The sequence below is a fragment of the Pseudarthrobacter sulfonivorans genome (assembly GCF_031454915.1).
Taxonomy (GTDB): domain Bacteria; phylum Actinomycetota; class Actinomycetes; order Actinomycetales; family Micrococcaceae; genus Arthrobacter; species Arthrobacter sulfonivorans_C.
In genome coordinates, this window is sequence record NZ_JAVDRS010000009.1 from 136,283 (window position 1) to 154,227 (window position 17,945).

Here is a 17,945-nt window from a genome sequence, read left to right on the forward strand (position 1 = left end):
AAGGATGAGGACAAAGAAATATTCGACATCCGCCGCCTGGCCCTTCTCGTGGAGGTCGTCGAGCACGGGTCGATCACCGCAGCGGCCGATTTGATGATGTACACACCCTCCGCCGTGTCCCAGCAACTGCGAAAGCTTGAGCAGGAGGTCGGCCAACCTCTGCTGAACCGCCGTTCCCGCGGCGTGGTGCCCACCGAGGCCGGACAGATGCTGGCTGGCCACGCCCGCAAGATCCTTGGGCAAATGAGGGCAGCCCGGTCCGATCTCGCGCAAATCGCCGGGCTCAGAAGCGGCTCACTCACTGTGGGTACCTTTCCAACCTTGGCTGGGTCCTTCCTGCCCATCGTCATCCGCACTTTCAAGAAGCGGTACCCGGCGATTGGCCTGTCTGTGCGCAGCGCGCGCTTCGACGAGCTTGTCTCGGACCTTGAATCCGGCGTCACTGGATTGTGCCTGCTCTGGGATTACCCGTGGAATCGCTTCCACGATGATTCGATCCGGGTGACAGAGGTGTTCCAGGAGAGCACCGTCATCCTGGTAGCCAAGGGGCACCCCCTCGCCGACCGTGATGAGGTGAGGATGGAGGACCTGCGAAAGGAATCATGGATAGTGCGGGCGGAGGCCCACCCGGTGGTGGAAGTCCTGCAACGCTCCGCCCACGACGCCGGCTTTGAGCCGACCATCGGGTTCCTGGCCAACGACTACCAGGAAGCCCAGGCCATGGTCAGCGTAGGAATGGGCGTTGCCATGGTGCCCAAAACAGCCGTCGCCCTTCAGCACCCTGACGTAAAGGTACTCAGTCTCGGTTCGGCCGCTCCGCTGCGCCGGGTACTCCTCGCCCAGCGCCAGGACAAGGTCTACGCCCCCGCGGAAGTCGCATTCCACTCCACGCTGCTGGAAACCGCCCGCGAACGGGCAAGTGAATACCTGTGAAGGGCAGAACTGGCGCACCATGCTGCGTATGGTCGTACAGTCTGGGTGGTGGGGACCGCCCTTCTGCCTTGTCCAGCGCGGGGACATCAGCCGCATCGCACTGCCCCGCTAACCTCAGAACGCGTAGCGGACGCGGCAGTAAGGTGCGATCTCCTTGATGAGCGCGGTCAGCTGCCGCACATAGCCCGCCTTGGTCCCTGAGCGGTAGCGGACATTGGTGAAGCCGTTGGCGGAGATCTTCGATTCCTGGAGGTCCGGACGCCACAGCACGTTCTCGGCCTGCGGATGCCACCCCAGATTGACCTCGTGAAGCCGCTCGTTGTGGGTCAGGAAGATGACTTCTGCCGCGAGCTGGGCCTTTGCGGCGGCTGTCAGGGTGGCGTCGAGTTGGCGCAGGAGTTCCTCCCAGTCGCTGAGCCAGGTGTCCGTAATGATGACGGGGGAGAAGTTCACGTGCACCTCGTAGCCCGCATCGACGAAGTCGTTGATGGCAGCCGTGCGTTCAGCCATGGGCGAGGTCCGAACGTCTATTGATTTCGCCAAGTCCGCGGGCATGAGGGAGAAGCGGATCCTGGTGTGACCGCCGTGGTCCCAGCCGAGCATGGCCGGGTTCACGTACTTGGTGGCGAAGGACAGCTTGGCGGTGGGCAAATCGCGGAAGAGCCTGACGAGATCCTCGACGTTGTCGCTGATCAGCGCGTCGACGGAACAATCGCTGTTTTCGCCGATGTCGTACACCCAGAGTTCCGGGTCGCACTGGTTGGGCTCCAGCTTCATGCCCTGGCGTGTGGCGTGCCGCTCGAGTGTCCGGGCAATCTGGTCGATGTTCGCGAACACGGTTACCGGGTTGCTGTATCCCTTGTGGCGGGGCACGTAGCAGTAGGCGCATGCCATGGCGCAGCCGTTTGCGGTTGAGGGAGCGATGAAGTCCGCGGACCGGCCGTTCGGCTTGACGGTCAGCGCCTTCTTGACGCCGAGGACCAGCGCCTCCGTTTTGATCCGGGACCAGCGCGGTACGTTCGTTTCGTCACCGTGCACCTCCGGGATGTTCCAGTGGTTATCCACAAGGACGACATCGGCGTCCGGCCAGCGTCCGATGATCTCCCGGCCTCTGGGTATCTCCAGTGCAGCGGGCTGGGCATAAATGCGCCGGATCTGCAGCAGCCGGTTGAATTCCATGGCTCCATTCTCCAAGACGCGGAAGTCAGCTTCATCAACGCCGTGGGAATCGACAACACCATCATCGGGTCCGACCTTGGGCAGAAGAACAATCCCTTCCCCATCGACTCCTACGAACACGTGCTCGGCCAACTGCTGGACGCCGGCGTCAGCAGGGAAGATGTCCGCAAGCTCGTGGCCGTCAACACCGGCCGGGTCCTGGACGGCTAGCAGGTCGGGAGACGCCCCGCTCTGTCTGAGCGCAATTTGAAAGGTAGGGCGACGGCAGCTCAGTCACCCTCGCCCTTTTCCGCAAACGGACCGCGGTGGGCGTGATGTCCCTGCAGCGTGCCTGCCGACGGCCTGACCGGACGGGAAACGCCGAGTCCGTCGGGGTGCGGCGTTACACGGAACGTGTGAAAAAATGAAGGCTCAGGTCTGATAGAGGAAGTGCAGAATCGTGCCAAGAGAAAGCACCGCTGAGGCGTCGGCCGATTCTGCGCCGAGCATGAACGATGTGGCGCGGGTCGCGAGGGTCTCGCTTGGCACTGTTTCCAATGTCTTGAACAAACCCGAAATCGTGGCGGAAAGAACCCGGTTGAGGGTCCAAGCGGCAATCGACGAACTGGGGTTTGTCCGTAATTCGGCGGCCCGTTCCCTGGCGGCCGGAAGCAGCAGGACCATTGGCCTGGTCCTGACGGATGTTGGCAACTCCCTCTTTGTGGACATCGCCCGCGGCGCAGAGAGCGCCGCGACCGAAAATGGCCATTCCCTGCTGTTGGCTAACAGCGACGTCAACCTCCAGAAGCAGGAGGGCTACCTCGACATTTTTGACGAGGCCCGGGTCGCAGGAATCATCCTTGCGCCGCTGGACGCGTCGTTGGACGGCGTGGACCGGGTTCGCCGCCATGGCCGCCATATCGTCCTGGTTAACTATGCCGGCGGCCGCACCGACTGTTGCAGCGTGCTGGTCGACGAAGAGCATGGCGGCTATCTGGCGGCCCGGCACCTGATTGACCTTGGCCGTCGGCGGCTGGTCTTCGCTGGCGGTCCCGACAACCTGCATGCCGTGAACGACCGCCGCAAAGGTGCCATGCGTGCCACGTCGGAGACCAGGGGCGCCGTCTCCCTTGAAGTGATCTTTGGGCGAAGCCTGAACAGCCCGGAGGGGCGCCGGATTTCGGGCGATCTGGCCAGCCGCGGCCGCAGCAGGATGCCCGACGGGATTATCGCACCATCGGACCAGCTGGCCGCCGGCATCATCCACGAGCTCACGGGAACATACGGTCTCCGGGTGCCTCAGGACATTGCGGTGATCGGGTACGACAACAACCAGTTCGCCAGCGAAGGCGCCATTCCAATGTCCACGATCGGCCAACCTGGGCACGAGATGGGGCGGGTGGCCACAAATCTCCTCCTGGAGGAAGTGAACCAGCCCGGCGAGCATGTCCACCGGAACCTGATGCTGGAACCCACCCTTTTTGCCCGCACGAGCACACTAGGCCGTTGACCGCCAACGGTCAGGTATTCGATAACGGCATGAAACCACGATGGAGCCCGGGGAGATTTCCGTCCCGGGCTCCATCGTCTTCCATTCGCCGGCTCCTCTAGGACACCGGCTCCACGGCATAGCTGAACGTCCCCGAAGCCACATCTAACGGTGTCTTGCCGGGAAGCTCAACCCTGGCTGTGCAGCCAGTGGGGACGTCAATCTGTACGTTCAGTCCATCGGCCCCCAGGGTCCAGGAGATGCTGGCCGACCCGTAGGGTGTTTCATGCCGGGCTGAGGCCTTGGTGAGCCCGCCTCCTGGCCGGGGCTTGAAGAGGATCTTGCGGTAGCCCGGTTCGAGCGGCGAGAGCCCCGCCACTACCCGGTGCATCCAGTCCGCAACCGCTCCGAAGGCGTAGTGGTTGAAGGAAGTCATGTTGCCCGGATTGACGGTGCCGTCAGGCTGCATGGCATCCCAGCGTTCCCAGATGGTGGTGCCGCCCTGTTCCACCGCGTAGAGCCAGGACGGGCATTCCTTCTCCAGCAGCAGGTCGTAGGCGGTATCAAGCGCGCCCACGTCGGTAAGGGCGTCGGAGATGACCGGTGTGCCGGCGAAGCCAGTGGCAATCCGGTTCCCGCCGTCGGCCACCAGTTCGGCCAGCCGCCGTCCGGCCAGCCTTTTCTGCTCTGCAGTGGGGAAGAGATCGAACGCGATCGCCAGCGCGTACGCCGTCTGAGCATCGCCGGCGACTGTACCGGTGGGGAAGATGTACTCGTCCGCGAAGGCCCGGGCCACTGCTAGTCCGAGCTCGGTGTAGTGCAGTTCATCTGCCGTTTTGCCCAGGACGCTGGCGATCCTTCCGAGGTGTGTGGCCGACCAGGCGAAGTAGGCCGTTGCCACCAGGTAGGGGTCTGTTTTTGCTGCGGTGGGGTCATGCGGGGGAGCTGTCGGGTCCAGCCAGTCACCCAGTTGGAAGCCGGTGTTCCACAGGTGCGTTCCGCCGGCCCGGTTGTCCATCAGGTCCACCCACGCTTTGGCACTGGCGTACTGTTCCCTGAGAACCTGGGTGTCCCCGAAGCGCTGGTAGATGGTCCAGGGCGTCAGGACCGCGACGTCACCCCACACGGCACCGGGCCGGATGGGTGTCCACTCGGTGCCACCGGGGATGACAGGAACGTACCAGGGGATGGTCCCGTCGGGTAGCTGTTCGACGGCAACGTCCTTCAGCCAGGAATTGAGCATTCCGGAGCAGTCGTAGAGGAATGAGGCAGTGGGTGCGAAGACCTGGATGTCTCCGGTCCAGCCGAGCCTCTCGTCCCGCTGCGGGCAGTCCGTGGGAATATCCACGAAGTTGCCCCGCATGCTCCAACGCACGTTTTCGTGGAGGCGGTTCAGGTCCGCGTTGGAGCTGTCGAACCAACCGGTGCGCTCCATGTCGGTGTGGTAAACCCGGGCTACGAGGTTTTCGCTGATATCGCCGCCGGTCCAGCCATCGATTTCGGCGTAGCGGAAGCCGTGGATGGTAAAGCGGGGTTCCCAGGTTTCCTGTTCTGTGCCGGCAAGTGTGTACGTGTCGGTGGAGATGGCGCGGCGGAGGGGCCGGGTGAAGAGCTCTCCGTCCTGCAGTACTTCGGCATGGCGCAGTGTGACGGTGTCGCCCGGCGTGCCCTGCACGGTGATCCGAAGCCGCCCCACCAGGTTTTGGCCGAAGTCCACAAGCGTTTTGCCTGCCGGGCTTGTAAAGACGCGAGCCGGGCGGACTTCCTCGGTGCAGCGCACCGGCGGTCCGTCCGGGGCAACGAGCGTTGCCGGATCCCGCGCGACGGTTATGACCGGGCTCCAGCCGCCGTCGTCGAATCCTGATTCACTCCAACCGGACGACAGTCGGCGGGCATCGTAGGTTTCCCCCTCGTAGAGGCCGGTAAAGCCGATGGGACCGAAGCCGGCTTTCCATTCCGTGTCAGTGCCGATCATGGTGACGGTCCCGTCCACGTGGGTGACCTGCAGCTGCGCCAGTAGGGCCACTTTGTCGCCGTAGAGGTTGCGGTAGCCGTCATGGAATCCGATGCGCCCGCGGTACCAGCCGTCCGCGAGCCAGCTCCCGACGGCGTTATCGCCTTCGCGGACCAGGCCGGTCACGTCGTAGGTGTAGTAGCGCAGCCGCTCGCCGTAGACGGTCCAGCCTGGCGACAGGATGTCGGTACCGACACGCGTGCCGTTGAGTTCCATTTCATAAAGACCGTGGGCGGTGACGTACAGCCGCGCTTTGGCGATGGGGGAGGTGACGGAGAATTCCCGCCGGAGCAGCGGAGGCCGGCGGTCGGAGTCAGAGTTTTCATCCCAGGCCGGACTGATGGGTTGGGCGAACCAGTCCTTGGATTCCAGGAGCCCTGCCTCAACGGTGGCTGGCTCACTCCAATCGCTGGGCTCACTGTCGGCCGGCTCACTGTCGCCGTCAGCGCCTCCTGCATCGGCGGTACCCCAGACACGTACCCGGACGGAAGCCTCTTCCCCGGAGCGGAGGGGTTCGCCTGCCCACGGAACCAGCACGGACTCGCCCGATGCGATGCGGTTGCTGAGGACAGCATCGCCGTTCCGTATGGTCTGGATCTGGTAGGCCGTCTGGGTCCAGCCCGGCGCGCCCGCCGTTTTCCAGGAGATACGGGGTCGGCTTTCGCCAACGCCGAGTGCCTCGCGATGGTGATCGAAGGCTACGGGCATAACGGTCGGTGGCATGGGTTGGATCTCCTGGGATCGTGGTGAAGGAAGTTCGGGTGTTTCGGTGGGCAGGCTGTTCGGGCGGGTCATCAAGGCTGTGGCCTAGCCTTTGACCGCGCCGCCGGCCAGGCCTTTCATGACCCGCTGGTTGAGGAAGAGGTAGAGGACAAGGGTGCCAAAGACGTTGATGCAGATGGCAGCGAAGAGCGGGCCGTACTGAACTGCGCCGAACTCGCCGGTGAAGTTCAGCAGGCCGACCTGGATGGTGTTCAGCTCGGCATTGTTGGTGAATGTCAGGGCGATTAGCAGGTCGTTCCAGATGAAGAAGAACTGGACCAGTGCCACGGTGAAGACGGCATTGCGGACCATGGGAAACCCGATGGAAAAGAAAGCGCGGATCATACTGGCGCCGTCGAGGGTTGCGGCCTCGAAGACCTCACGTGGGACGGCCCGGAAGTACGTAGCCATCATGAACACCGTAAGTGGGAGGCCCGTGGCGGTGTAGGTGATGATGAGCGGCCAGAGCGTGCCGGTCAGGCCAACCTGGAAGTAGGCCGAGAAGAGCGGGAGCAGGATCATCTGGCCGGGAACCATGATGCCGGCGAGGAACGTCAGCAGGACTGCGTTGCGGCCTTTCCACACGAGCACTTCGAGGGCGAACCCGGCGGCGACGCCGAACAGCACGATGAGGAACAGTGAGGGGATCGTGGCGATCAGGCTGTTGGCCACATACGTTGCGAGGTTGCCGGTGGTCCAGGCCTCGGTGTAGTTATCGAAGTTGAAGTTTTGTGGGAGTGTCCAGACAGGGCTGTTGAGGAACTCGTCCTGGGTTTTGAAGGAACCCATGAACAGCCAGACAAGCGGGTAGGTCTCCACGATCAGGAGGAGTGCTACCAGCAGTTGGACGGGTAGTCGTTTGAGTGCCTTGATCTGCGGCGCACGGCGGCGGGCCGGAGCAGAGGGGCCAGCAGTGTTGCGGTCCCGGAGTGTGACGGGTGCGGTCATCGTCGGTCAGTCCTTGGTGAGGTCGCGGCGCGACGAGCGGAAGATGAACAGGGTGACGATCAGGCACAGGATCGTCAGCAGCAGTGCAACAGTGCTGCCGTAGCCGTAGTCGCCGTAGGTGAAGGAGGTCCTGAACATGTGCAGGGTCAGGGGTGTGGTGGCGCTGCCTGGGCCGCCGTTGGTGAGCGCCACGATGGAGTCGAACACCTTTAGCGTGCCGTTGATGCTGAAGATGATGGAGGACAGCAGCACGGGCAGGGAGAGTGGCAGGACAATGTGCCGGATCAGGCGGAGCCCCTGTGCACCGTCGAGGCGGGCTGATTCGAGGATGTCTTCGGGGATGTCGACCAGCCCGGTGTAAAGCAGGACGGCGTAGAAGCCCATGGACCTCCAGAGGTCCATGATGACGATGACCCAGAACGCTCTGGAGCCGTCGCCGAGCCAGTCGATAGAGCCCATCCCGAAGACGTTGAGGGCGGAGTTGACCAGGCCGTTCTGCGGTGCGATTTCGAACATCTTCTGGAACAGCAGAGCGACGGCAACAGTCGGCAGGACCACGGGGAAGAAGACCAAAGTCCGGATCAGGCTGGACCCCCGTTTGAGGGCGAACACATAAAGCAGCGAGAGGAAATAGCCCAGAAGGACCTGACCTGCCGTGATGACCACGGCGTAGCGGACGGTGAACCAGAGGGCTTCGCCGACGGCGGGATCGGAGAAGAGCTTTTCGAAGTTGGCGAGTCCGGCGAAGGTGAAACCCGTGATGGCGTTGCCGGAGAGGAAAGTGTAGCCGAGGGACCAGAAGACTGGTACCAGCATGGCCAGGGTGTAGACCAGCAGCGCGGGACCAAGCAGGACGACGACGGCCTTCTTGTCTCCGAGGACGTTGTTCATGGTGCTTCTTTCATCGGAAGTCGGGCAGAGGGTGCCGGGACCGGCTTTAGCCGGCCCCGGCCGGGCTGCTTACTTGGTGTTCAGGTCGTTCTGGACGAGTTCCATGAACTTCTGCGGGGTGATGCTGCCGGAGACGAGTCCAGCGGCGTTGGTCTGGCTGGTGGTGGTGGCCTTGGTGCTGAAAAGCGCTTCGAACCACAGGACGCTTTCCTTGGTGTTGTTCACCGTCTCCTGCGTGGACTTCACCAGCGGCGGGAGGCCGTCCACCGGAGTTGTCAGCTTGAATCCGGATATCGAGTTCTTGTCCTTCAGCGCGGTGCTGCCGTAGTTGGTGGCGATGCACTTGAGCCAGGCAGAGGCCTTGTCGTCGTACTTCTTGGCGTTGAAGGTCATGGGCAGGCCGACGTTGGCGGCGTACTGGTTGTCGATGCCCTTACCCTCGGCGACCTTGGGGAATGGCATAAAGCCGATGTTTTCCTCGCCGATCTTGTTCTGGGCCTTGTCATTGAAGTTCGAGAGGATCCAGCTGCCCATATAAAACATTCCGGCTTTGCCACTGAGGAACTGTGAAGCGGCCGTGTCGTAGTCGATGGATCCGATGCCCTGGCCGAAGTAGCCCTTGGAGCCAAGGTCGGCAATCGCTTCGGCTGCCTTGACGTATTCAGGGTCCGTCAGCTTCGCCTGGCCGTCGGCCACCTTCTTCAGAGCATCCGGACCCAGGTCAGAGAAGAGGTAACCACTGACGAGGCGCGTCAGGGGCCAGCCCTGCTTGCCCGAAGCGGAAAGGGGAGTGACGCCGGCGGCCTTGAGCTTCTCGCCAGCTGCGACAAAGTCTTCCCACGTCTTGGGCGCCTCGATGCCGTTGTCAGCGAAGATTTTCTTGTTGTACCAGACACCCTCAACGTTGTACTGGTAGGGCAGGACGTTGAGCTTGCCGCCGTACAGGGATTTGATGGTGGACGCGGCGCCCGGCAGGATGGCGTCGGAGATGTTCAGGTCCTTGAGCGCCTTCTCAAAATCGAGGATGTTGCCGGACTTGTCCAGATCCTGGGTCAGGGCGGGGGCGTTGCCGGCGGCAAACTGGACCGGGAGGGCGTTCTGTCCGGCAAGCAGCTGAAGCTTCTGGTCGAGGCGGGTCTGGGGGACTGTCTCAACCTTGAGCGGCGCGGCCTCGTTCTCGGTCTTGCACTGGTCCTTGCTCAAGGCTTCGATTTCGCCTCGGATAGTAGTGTTTTCGACGTTGGTCAGATAGGTGAACTCCTTTGAACCTTGAGCTGATCCTCCGCCGCTGCCTGCCCCGCAACCGGTGAGCAGCAGAGCCAGCGCACCGACTGAAGCGATGACAGGGGCGATAACGCGGGTTTTGGGCCGCGACACTACAGAAACCACAGTTCCTCCTTGAAGTGTGCTTCATTTGAAGCGTTTCAATTAGGGTAGGGGGCGGTCGGTGCGTGTGTCAAGGATCACCACGGTCGCCAGATTGCCCGCCATGGCGGGATTACTGCCACGTATCGCATTTTCGCCGCTCAGTTGTTGAATCGATACAATTTGAGCGCTTCAATCTTGTGTAGCAATCCCGCCGTTTTGTGACTTCGGTGCGTCAGTGGTCCCGGGGAGCAGACTGTCCTTCAGTGCGTGGTCATCGCGATGCGGGAAGCAATTTTTGATGAGGCTGGACCAGCCCGTCTGTCGTGCAAAACTTGCTCGGGCCCTGATGCTATTTCACAACTTGTTGCGGTCCCCGGGGCCCATCACGTTGAGCGGCCCAACCTCCGCCAAATCATAGTTCTGGGGATAGACCGGGGGAGCGGACTGCCCGGGGATGAAGCTGGGCACGGCACTCAACGGGGTGCGGCGACGGATCGCGTTGCGCACGGCAAGTCCGGCATTGAGCCCGAGCCGTGACCACCACGTGCTTCGGGGGAGTCCGAGCGCCTCGGCAAGATGCGCGTCGTCGAGCATTGTCGAAATCATGCGCTTCGTGAACGGATGGAGCAGCCGCGGCTGCATGCTTTGAAATACCTGCACCGTGGCGCTCATGAGCGTTCTGCCGGCTGCGCTTGGCCCAACCCTCCGGCGTTCATAGTCGTCGAAAAACATCTCGGCTTCGTCGAACGTGACGGGGATGTCCGTGATGTGCATTCTCGCCCCCAGTTCGCGGAAGAATCGGACCGCGGCGTCTCGTTCGGTCTGTGTTGGTTTACGCCAGCCGTGACGGTCAGTCCATCGCATGGGGACCACCAAGAGCGTCATCAGCACATAGAGAAAATCCTCTTGAGTGCCTGGAACATGCCGGTGAACGCGGTTGAGCAGCGACGTCATGTGCCGTCCGCGTTCCGAGTCCAGCCCGCAGGCGATGAGCTCGTAGATCACCACGCCGGTGTCGATGGACCGCTTCATGGGCCGTGCGGGTATTTCCCCGTTCCTCACGAGGGGGCTGAACCGGAAGGAATGGCGAAGTTCCGGTAATAGGCAAGGAAGAAGCCGAGCTTGAGATCCTCTGCGAGGTCAAACAGGGCCATCTGACGAAACGTTTGCTCCCAGTCTTCCGGGCCCCGGGCCAGTTGCCGTTCGAGGCTGTGGGCGAGCGATGAATGAATTCCCATCATTGGAGACCCCCGGGGCGCAGAACGGCAGCAACGGCGCTGATTTCGACGAGCGCGCCGGGTACGCCCAGGCCGGCGACAAACGCTGCGGTCACCAAGGCTGGTTCATCGGACGCGAGTTCCGAGGCGATCGCTCCGTACCCCGCTGCGAGGTCGGCTCCATCGACGAAGAGCACAGTCCACTGCACGACGTCGCCCACGGTCGCGCCTGCTGCGGCGAGTGCGGTCTTCGCATTCTCGAGTGCCCGGGCAGACTGCACGGCCGCGTCACCCGCTCCGACAAGTGTGCCATCTGCGTCGACGGCGTTCTGCCCGCCGACATAGATAGTCGTCGCGCCGGGCGGAACGATGGCTACGTGGCTGAAGGCCGGGCTCGAGACGAGCCCCTGGGGGCGGAGGCGCTGTATGGATTCCATGCCTGTATGTTCCCACTCACGTCAGATCCCTTGGAAGAGTCGCTTCAGGTGGAGGGGGCCAGGAGGCGCCCGCTGGATCCGCGGACAATCAGGGTGGTCCGCATTGGCGAAACCCGCAGCGGCGTTGACCTCACGCCATGCGGGCTGCCTTCTGTGCCCTGGCGGGAAGCCAGCAGCCGCTGCAGAGCGGTTGCGCCGCATTCTTTGAAGGGCGAGGCGATGGAGGTCAGCGTGGGCGTGGTGAAGTCCGAGCCGAAGATGTTGTCGAATCCGACGACACTGAATTCGTCCGGCACCTTCACGCCTGCCGCTTGCAGTTCCCTCATCAGCCCGATCGCCAGCAGGTCGTTGTAGCAGAGGGCCGCAGTGGCTCTGGATGCCAAAACTTCCCCGGCTGCGCGCCTGCCGCCCTCCAGTGTTGGTGCAAGCGTGGGAATGGGCTGCGCCGTCCGTCCGGCCCATTCGCAGGCTTCGCGGAAGCTGTCCCAGCGACGTGCAGATATCCAGGACTGCCCAGGCCCGGCCAGAAAGGCGAACCTGGTGTGGCCATTGGCTGCCAAGTGGCGGACGGCGTCGCGGATTCCCGGTTCGATGTCAGGAACCACGGACTCAATGCCTTCAACGGATCGGTTGATCACCACCACAGGCTTGGCTTTGTTGAGCTCCCTGATCTCAGGGTCGGACATGCGCGGGCTGGCAAGGATGATGCCGTCGGTGGACGGCTGGATACGCTGAGCGACGACGGACTCCGTGGACCCCGATTCACTGGACTCTGCCAGCACCAGTGTTAAGCCACGTGCCGCAGCCGCGGATTGAGCCCCGCGGATCATGTCAAAGTAGCTGGGGTTCGTGATGTCCGCGACGATGAGGCCGACCGTCCCCGTGCGCCCAGTGGGCAGCGCACGGGCCAAAGGACTGACCCTGAAGCTCAGCTGGGCTGCGGCATCTTCGACGAGCTTCCGGGTTTCGACGCTTACGCCGGGTTGGTGTCCCAGGGCGCGGGACACCGTGGAGGGATTGACGCCTGCCAATTTGGCGATGTCGTAAATTGTGGCCCTGCCGCCGGCCGTATCGGAACCCACCATGTCCACATTCTGCCAAACCTTTGAGCCTGCCGTGGCCGGGCCAAGGGGTGGATCTGCCGGGGCCTGATCCGCCACTTGCGTTGCCTCTGCGTGCGTGCGTAATAGTCGGAATATTTGCCGGCGGTTCGCTGTGGATTTAGGTCGTGGTACAGAATGCGTTCATGACCAATGACGATCTTCGGCCTGTCTACTTCCTGTCAGACAGCACCGGCATCACGGCGGAAACGCTCGGCAACACCCTGTTGACGCAGTTTCCCGCCAATCACTTTGACCGCATCACCGTCCCGTTCATCACCACGGTCGAACAGGCCAGAACTGTGGTCGGTACCATCGACAAACTGGCCGCCACCGGCCGACGGCCGATTGTCTTTTCGACAGCGGTCAGCAGCGACATCCGGCAGGCCATTGCCATGTGCCAGGGGATCATCGTGGATCTTATCGGGACGCATGTTGGACAGTTGGAGCAGGCCCTTGGCACGCCGGCCAGCGGCGAGCCCGGCAGGGCCCACGGTCTGGGCAACGCAGAGCGGTATCAATCCCGGATGGCCGCCGTCGAGTACGCGATGGAACACGACGACGGCCAAAGCCTCCGCGCACTGGAAAAGGCCCAGGTCATCCTGGTGGCTCCCTCGCGCTGCGGAAAAACGCCCACCACCATGTACCTGGCTTTGCAGCACGGAATTTTCGCCGCGAACTTTCCGCTGGTGGATGAGGATTTTGCGCGGGAGGGGCTTCCCAAGCCGTTGCGGCCTTTCGTGGAGAAATGTTTCGGCCTCTCCTCCAACCCGCTGCGCCTGAGCCAGATCCGCACCGAACGGCGCCGCGGCTCACCGTATGCATCGCTGCGGCAGTGCGGCTTCGAACTGCGCAGCGCCGAGCAGCTGTATGTCTCGCACCGGATTCCGTACCTGAATTCAGCCTCCGTGTCCGTAGAGGAAATGGCCGCGACCATCCTCCAGCGCATGAACCTCAAGCATTAGAGAAACTTTTCACAAACTTAATGTGGCGCATATCATGTGGCACGAGCGCCCGTTTCCTGTCAGTGTGGACGGGATTCGCGCCCACCAACCGGCCATAGCCAAGGGTGGGCGGCACATCTGCATGCCACCATCTGCAAAGGAGCAGTAACTTATGACGACAGACATCCTGTGGTTCTCAGAACTCGGACTCAAGGACCTGGACCGGGTGGGCGGAAAGAACGCCTCGCTCGGCGAGATGGTGCAAAACCTGACGTCTGCCGGCGTCCAGGTCCCTGACGGCTTCGCCACGACGGCCGACGCCTACCGTGCGTTCCTGGCAGACTCCGGCCTGGACCAGAAGATCGCCGACCGGATGCTCGGCCTGGACACCGACGACGTGACAGCGCTCGCTTCGGCCGGCCAGGAAATCCGCACCCTCATGCGTGAAACGCCCTTCCTGCCGGACTTCGAGAAGCAGATCCGGGCCTCCTACCAGCAGCTGGTGGACAAGCACGGCGGCTCCGAGGACCTGTCCTGGGCCGTCCGTTCCAGCGCCACGGCGGAAGACCTGCCCGATGCCTCCTTCGCCGGGCAGCAGGAAACCTTCCTTAACGTCCGCGGCATCGAGAACATCCTGCTCGCCATCAAGGACGTGTTCGCGTCCCTGTACAACGACCGCGCGATCGCGTATCGCGTGCACCACAAGTTCGAGCACGCCGACGTGGCACTCTCGGCCGGTGTCCAGCGCATGGTGCGCTCCGACGTCGGGGCCTCCGGGGTCATGTTCACCATGGACACCGAATCCGGATTCCAGGACGCCGTGTTCGTCACGTCCTCCTACGGCCTGGGCGAGGCCGTGGTCCAGGGTGCCGTGAACCCGGACGAGTTTTACGTCTACAAGCCCGCCCTGCAGGCCGGCCGCCCGGCCATCCTCAAGCGCGGACTGGGCGAGAAGGCGCTCCAGATGACCTACACCAGCAACCGCGAAGTGGGCCACACCATTGACTTCGTACCGGTTGAGGCTTCGCTGCGGAACCGTTTCAGCCTCACGGACGACGACGTCGAGCAGCTCGCCCGGCACGCCGTCGCCATCGAGAACCATTACGGCCGCCCGATGGACATCGAGTGGGGCAAGGACGGGATCGACGGCGGGCTGTACATCCTTCAGGCGCGCCCGGAGACCGTGCAGTCCCGCCGTGCCGCCGGCAGCCTGAGCCGTTTCCGCCTCAATGGGACCGGCCGTGTGCTGGCCGAGGGCCGCGCCATCGGCCAGCGCATTGGTGCCGGCAGCGTCCGGATCCTTAGCGCGATCGACCAGATGGCCGCATTCAAGACGGGCGACGTCCTCGTTGCCGACATGACGGACCCGGACTGGGAACCGATCATGAAGCGCGCCTCCGCGATCGTCACCAACCGTGGCGGACGCACGTGCCACGCGGCCATCATCGCCCGCGAACTGGGGATTCCGGCCGTCGTCGGCACCGGCGACGCCACGCACGCCCTGACCGACGGCCTTGAGGTGACGGTCTCCTGCGCCGACGGTGAGACAGGCGTGATCTACGAAGGTCTCCTGGACTTCAGCGTCGAGGAAACCGAGGTCACCCAGCTGCCCGAGGCCCCGGTCAAGGTCATGATGAATGTGGGTACTCCGGAGCAGGCGTTCACCTTTGCGCAGCTGCCCAACCACGGCGTTGGCCTGGCCCGGCTCGAATTCATCATCAACCGCCAGATCGGCATCCACCCCAAGGCGCTGCTGAACCTGGACGACCAGCCGGCCGATGTGGCAGCGGAGATCCGGGAACGGATTGCCGCTTACGACAGCCCGCGCGATTACTACATCAAGCGCCTGGCGGAAGGCGTGTCCACCATCGCGGCGGCCTTCGCGCCGGAGCCGGTGATTGTGCGCATGTCCGACTTCAAGTCCAATGAGTACGCCAACCTCATCGGCGGGCCGGCGTACGAGCCGCACGAAGAGAACCCGATGCTTGGCTTCCGCGGCGCCTCCCGGTACCTGGACCCATCCTTCCGGGACTGCTTCGACCTCGAGTGCGAGGCCCTGTCCTTCGTCCGGAACGAGATGGGCCTGACCAACGTCAAGCTGATGATCCCGTTTGTGCGCACCCTGGACGAGGCCCGGGGCGTGATCGAGCTGCTGGCGGAGAACGGGCTGGTCCGTGGCGAAAACGGCCTTGAGGTGATCATGATGTGCGAGATCCCGTCCAACGCGCTGCTTGCCGACGAATTCCTCGAATACTTCGACGGATTCTCGATCGGGTCCAACGACATGACCCAGCTCTCCCTGGGCCTGGACCGGGACTCGGCCACTATCGCACACAGCTTCGATGAGCGCGATCCCGCCGTCAAGAAGCTGCTGACCATGGCCATCAAGGCCTGCAAGGCGCGCGGCAAGTACGTGGGCATCTGCGGCCAGGGTCCCAGCGACCACGCGGACTTCGCCGAATGGCTGGTAGGGGAAGGCATCGATTCTGTCTCCCTGAACCCGGACACGGTGGTGGATACGTGGCTCCGGCTCGCCGGCGGCGCAGACGGTGCCACAGCCGGTGCGGAAGTTGGCGCCGGCGCGCGCTGATTCTCTGTCTCGACCTGAATGCCCGCCCGGGGTTACCCCGGGCGGGCATTCCCTTAAATCAGTACATTCCGGGGCCCGCAGTGGGTACGATGCGTCCATGACCGGTGACGCAAGTGGACCCATCGATGGTGCCCGATACGGGCATACGAATCTGATCGCGCGCGACTGGCGCAACCTCGCCGACTGGTACGTGCGTCTCTTCGGCTGCACGCCGGTTCCGCCGGTTCGCGACTACGCCGGGACTGACCTCGAGCGGGGCACGGCCGTGCCGGATGCCGCCCTCCAGGGTGTGCATCTGCGGCTGCCGGGACATGGCGATGACGGCCCCACGCTCGAGATCTACACGTTCGCCTCGACGGACGGAGCCTCGGAAGTGGGGATTGACCGGCCGGGCTTCCGCCACATCGCCTTTGCGGTAGCGGACGTGCACGCTGCCCGACGCCGCGTCCTCGATGAGGGCGGGAGCCCGGTGGGCGAGGTGGTCACCCTCACCACAGCCGACGGGCGCCGGGTCACCTGGTGCTACGTCACCGACCCCGAGGGCAACGCCGTCGAGCTGCAGAGCTGGGCGCCGCCGGCGTGAGCCGACGTGGCGGACGGCACCGCCGGTATTCTTGAGGAATGAGCGACATCGCGCACCAAACCGTCATATTGGAAAGCCAGTTCGCCCGGGAGTTTGCGGAGATGGCCATTCCTTGGCGGGCGGAGGAGGCTCCTGACCCGCAACTTCTCGTCCTCAATGAGGCCCTTGCCGACGAGCTGGGTCTTGATCCGGCTTTTCTCCGGAGCCCTGAGGGGCTGCGTCTGCTGATCGGTAACGCATTGCCCGCCGAGGCTGCTCCGGTGGCGCAGGCGTACGCCGGGCATCAGTTTGGCTGGTACTCGCCCCGGCTGGGCGACGGGCGCGCACTCCTGCTCGGCGAGATCGCGCACACTGACGGCCGGCCCCGCGACATCCACCTCAAAGGATCAGGCCGCACGCCGTTCGCACGGAACGGCGACGGCCAGGCAGTGGTGGGTCCCATGCTGCGCGAATACATCCTGAGCGAGTCGATGCACGCCTTGAACATCCCCACCACACGGTCCCTCGCGGTGGTCGGGACAGGAAACCCGGTGCAGCGTGAGACACTCCTGCCGGGGGCCGTCCTTACCCGGGTCGCCAGCAGCCACCTGCGCGTCGGCAGCTTCCAGTACGCCCGGTCCACCGACGACACGGGCCTGCTGCGCCGCCTTGCCGATCACGCACTAAGCCGCCACTACCCGTCCGCAGCGGCAGCCGGCAACCCTTACCTCGCACTGCTCCAACATGTCATTTCGGCCCAGGCGGCGCTCGTGGCGCACTGGATGCTCGCCGGGTTCGTCCACGGGGTCATGAATACCGACAACATGACCATCTCGGGCGAAACCATTGACTACGGGCCGTGCGCCTTTATGGAGGGCTTCGATCCTGGGGCCGTCTACAGTTCGATCGACGAGGCCGGACGGTACGCCTACCGCAACCAGCCGCTGGTGGCGGAGTGGAACCTTGCCCGGCTCGCGGAGTCGCTCCTGCCGCTGCTCCACGCGGACCAGGAGCTGGCGGTGGAGCTCGCGGTCGAAGCACTCGAGGCGTTCCGCAGCCAGTACAGTGCGGCCTGGTCGGCTGGCATGAAAGCCAAGCTGGGGTTGCGCGAAGGACTTGACGACGACGTGACCTCGCCGCTCGTGGACGAGCTGGTGGCACTGCTCCAGGAGTCCCGCCCTGACTACACATCGTTCTTCCGGCACCTGTCCGAAGCCGCCCGCGGCCAGGCTGAACCTGCGCGCGGCATGATGCTGGACCTGGCAGCGTTTGATGCCTGGCTGGGGCGCTGGCGTGCCTTGACGCCGGATGCCGACGCCATGGACCGTATCAACCCCCTCTACATCCCACGGAACCATCTCGTGGAGGAGGCCCTGACGGCCGCTACCAGCGGAGACACCGGCCCGCTGGAACGGCTGATGGAAGCAGTCGCTTCCCCCTACGACGAGCGCCCCGGCCTTGCGCATTACGCTGCGCCCGCGCCGGAGAGCTTCGGCCCGTACCGGACCTTCTGCGGAACCTGAACCGCGGTC

At 63.7% G+C, this 17,945-nt stretch carries 16 protein-coding genes; 7 read left to right on the forward strand and 9 right to left on the reverse strand.

What is annotated here, in order from left to right; translation table 11 throughout:
* Window positions 1-18 precede the first annotated feature (18 nt).
* Complete coding sequence (locus J2808_RS18555) at window positions 19-933, forward strand: LysR family transcriptional regulator (RefSeq protein WP_397428091.1); 915 nt, start codon at window positions 19-21, stop codon at window positions 931-933.
* Window positions 934-1,047: 114 nt separating this feature from the next.
* On the opposite strand, the gene J2808_RS18560 is transcribed toward J2808_RS18555, so the two are convergent.
* Window positions 1,048-2,112 (reverse strand): spore photoproduct lyase family protein, encoded by a 1,065-nt coding sequence (locus J2808_RS18560; protein ID WP_309819596.1) that lies wholly within the window; start codon window positions 2,110-2,112, stop codon window positions 1,048-1,050.
* Between the two features lie 42 nt (window positions 2,113-2,154).
* On the opposite strand from J2808_RS18560, the gene J2808_RS18565 reads away from it, so the two are divergent.
* Together J2808_RS18565 and J2808_RS18570 are read left to right on the forward strand one after the other, a co-directional pair.
* The gene (locus J2808_RS18565; protein ID WP_309819597.1) at window positions 2,155-2,322 is read left to right on the forward strand and encodes a hypothetical protein; all 168 of its coding nucleotides are present in this window, start codon (window positions 2,155-2,157) and stop codon (window positions 2,320-2,322) included.
* A gap of 277 nt (window positions 2,323-2,599) precedes the next feature.
* Window positions 2,600-3,601 carry a LacI family DNA-binding transcriptional regulator gene (locus J2808_RS18570; RefSeq protein WP_309819753.1) on the forward strand — a complete coding sequence of 334 codons (1,002 nt, stop codon included), beginning with the start codon at window positions 2,600-2,602 and terminating at the stop codon, window positions 3,599-3,601.
* A gap of 97 nt (window positions 3,602-3,698) precedes the next feature.
* Here the strand turns inward: J2808_RS18570 and J2808_RS18575 are convergent, their stop codons facing one another.
* The 8 genes from J2808_RS18575 to J2808_RS18610 all read right to left on the reverse strand — a co-directional run bounded on the left by J2808_RS18575 (window position 3,699) and on the right by J2808_RS18610 (window position 12,302).
* Window positions 3,699-6,317: a family 78 glycoside hydrolase catalytic domain gene (locus J2808_RS18575; RefSeq protein WP_309819599.1), complete on the reverse strand. Its 2,619-nt coding sequence runs from the start codon at window positions 6,315-6,317 to the stop codon at window positions 3,699-3,701.
* Window positions 6,318-6,401: 84 nt separating this feature from the next.
* Window positions 6,402-7,304, reverse strand: coding sequence for a carbohydrate ABC transporter permease (locus J2808_RS18580; protein WP_309819601.1), 903 nt, complete (start codon window positions 7,302-7,304; stop codon window positions 6,402-6,404).
* Window positions 7,305-7,310: 6 nt separating this feature from the next.
* Window positions 7,311-8,195, reverse strand: a complete 885-nt coding sequence (locus tag J2808_RS18585) for a carbohydrate ABC transporter permease (protein ID WP_309819603.1) — start codon at window positions 8,193-8,195, stop codon at window positions 7,311-7,313.
* A 69-nt stretch (window positions 8,196-8,264) separates the two neighbouring features.
* A complete protein-coding gene (locus tag J2808_RS18590; protein WP_309819605.1) occupies window positions 8,265-9,584 on the reverse strand; it encodes an ABC transporter substrate-binding protein in 1,320 nt (439 codons plus the stop codon).
* A 333-nt stretch (window positions 9,585-9,917) separates the two neighbouring features.
* Window positions 9,918-10,595 carry an oxygenase MpaB family protein gene (locus J2808_RS18595; RefSeq protein WP_397428088.1) on the reverse strand — a complete coding sequence of 226 codons (678 nt, stop codon included), beginning with the start codon at window positions 10,593-10,595 and terminating at the stop codon, window positions 9,918-9,920.
* A 26-nt stretch (window positions 10,596-10,621) separates the two neighbouring features.
* Complete coding sequence (locus tag J2808_RS18600; RefSeq protein ID WP_309819609.1) at window positions 10,622-10,804, reverse strand: hypothetical protein; 183 nt, start codon at window positions 10,802-10,804, stop codon at window positions 10,622-10,624.
* Window positions 10,801-11,217, reverse strand: coding sequence for a RidA family protein (locus J2808_RS18605; RefSeq protein WP_309819611.1), 417 nt, complete (start codon window positions 11,215-11,217; stop codon window positions 10,801-10,803). The genes J2808_RS18600 and J2808_RS18605 overlap by 4 nt, the downstream gene beginning before the upstream one ends.
* 44 nt (window positions 11,218-11,261) lie before the next feature.
* Window positions 11,262-12,302, reverse strand: coding sequence for a LacI family DNA-binding transcriptional regulator (locus J2808_RS18610; RefSeq protein ID WP_309819613.1), 1,041 nt, complete (start codon window positions 12,300-12,302; stop codon window positions 11,262-11,264).
* A gap of 161 nt (window positions 12,303-12,463) precedes the next feature.
* Between J2808_RS18610 and J2808_RS18615 the strand changes: the two genes are divergently transcribed.
* From J2808_RS18615 to J2808_RS18630, 4 genes are all read left to right on the forward strand, one after another.
* The gene (locus J2808_RS18615) at window positions 12,464-13,282 is read left to right on the forward strand and encodes a pyruvate, water dikinase regulatory protein (protein ID WP_309819615.1); all 819 of its coding nucleotides are present in this window, start codon (window positions 12,464-12,466) and stop codon (window positions 13,280-13,282) included.
* 151 nt (window positions 13,283-13,433) lie between these two features.
* On the forward strand, window positions 13,434-15,851 hold the full coding sequence (ppsA, locus tag J2808_RS18620; RefSeq protein WP_309819617.1) for a phosphoenolpyruvate synthase: 2,418 nt from the start codon (window positions 13,434-13,436) through the stop codon (window positions 15,849-15,851).
* Window positions 15,852-15,948: 97 nt separating this feature from the next.
* Window positions 15,949-16,434 (forward strand): VOC family protein, encoded by a 486-nt coding sequence (locus J2808_RS18625; protein ID WP_309819619.1) that lies wholly within the window; start codon window positions 15,949-15,951, stop codon window positions 16,432-16,434.
* Window positions 16,435-16,472: 38 nt separating this feature from the next.
* Window positions 16,473-17,936: a protein adenylyltransferase SelO gene (locus J2808_RS18630; RefSeq protein WP_309819622.1), complete on the forward strand. Its 1,464-nt coding sequence runs from the start codon at window positions 16,473-16,475 to the stop codon at window positions 17,934-17,936.
* Window positions 17,937-17,945: the final 9 nt, after the last annotated feature.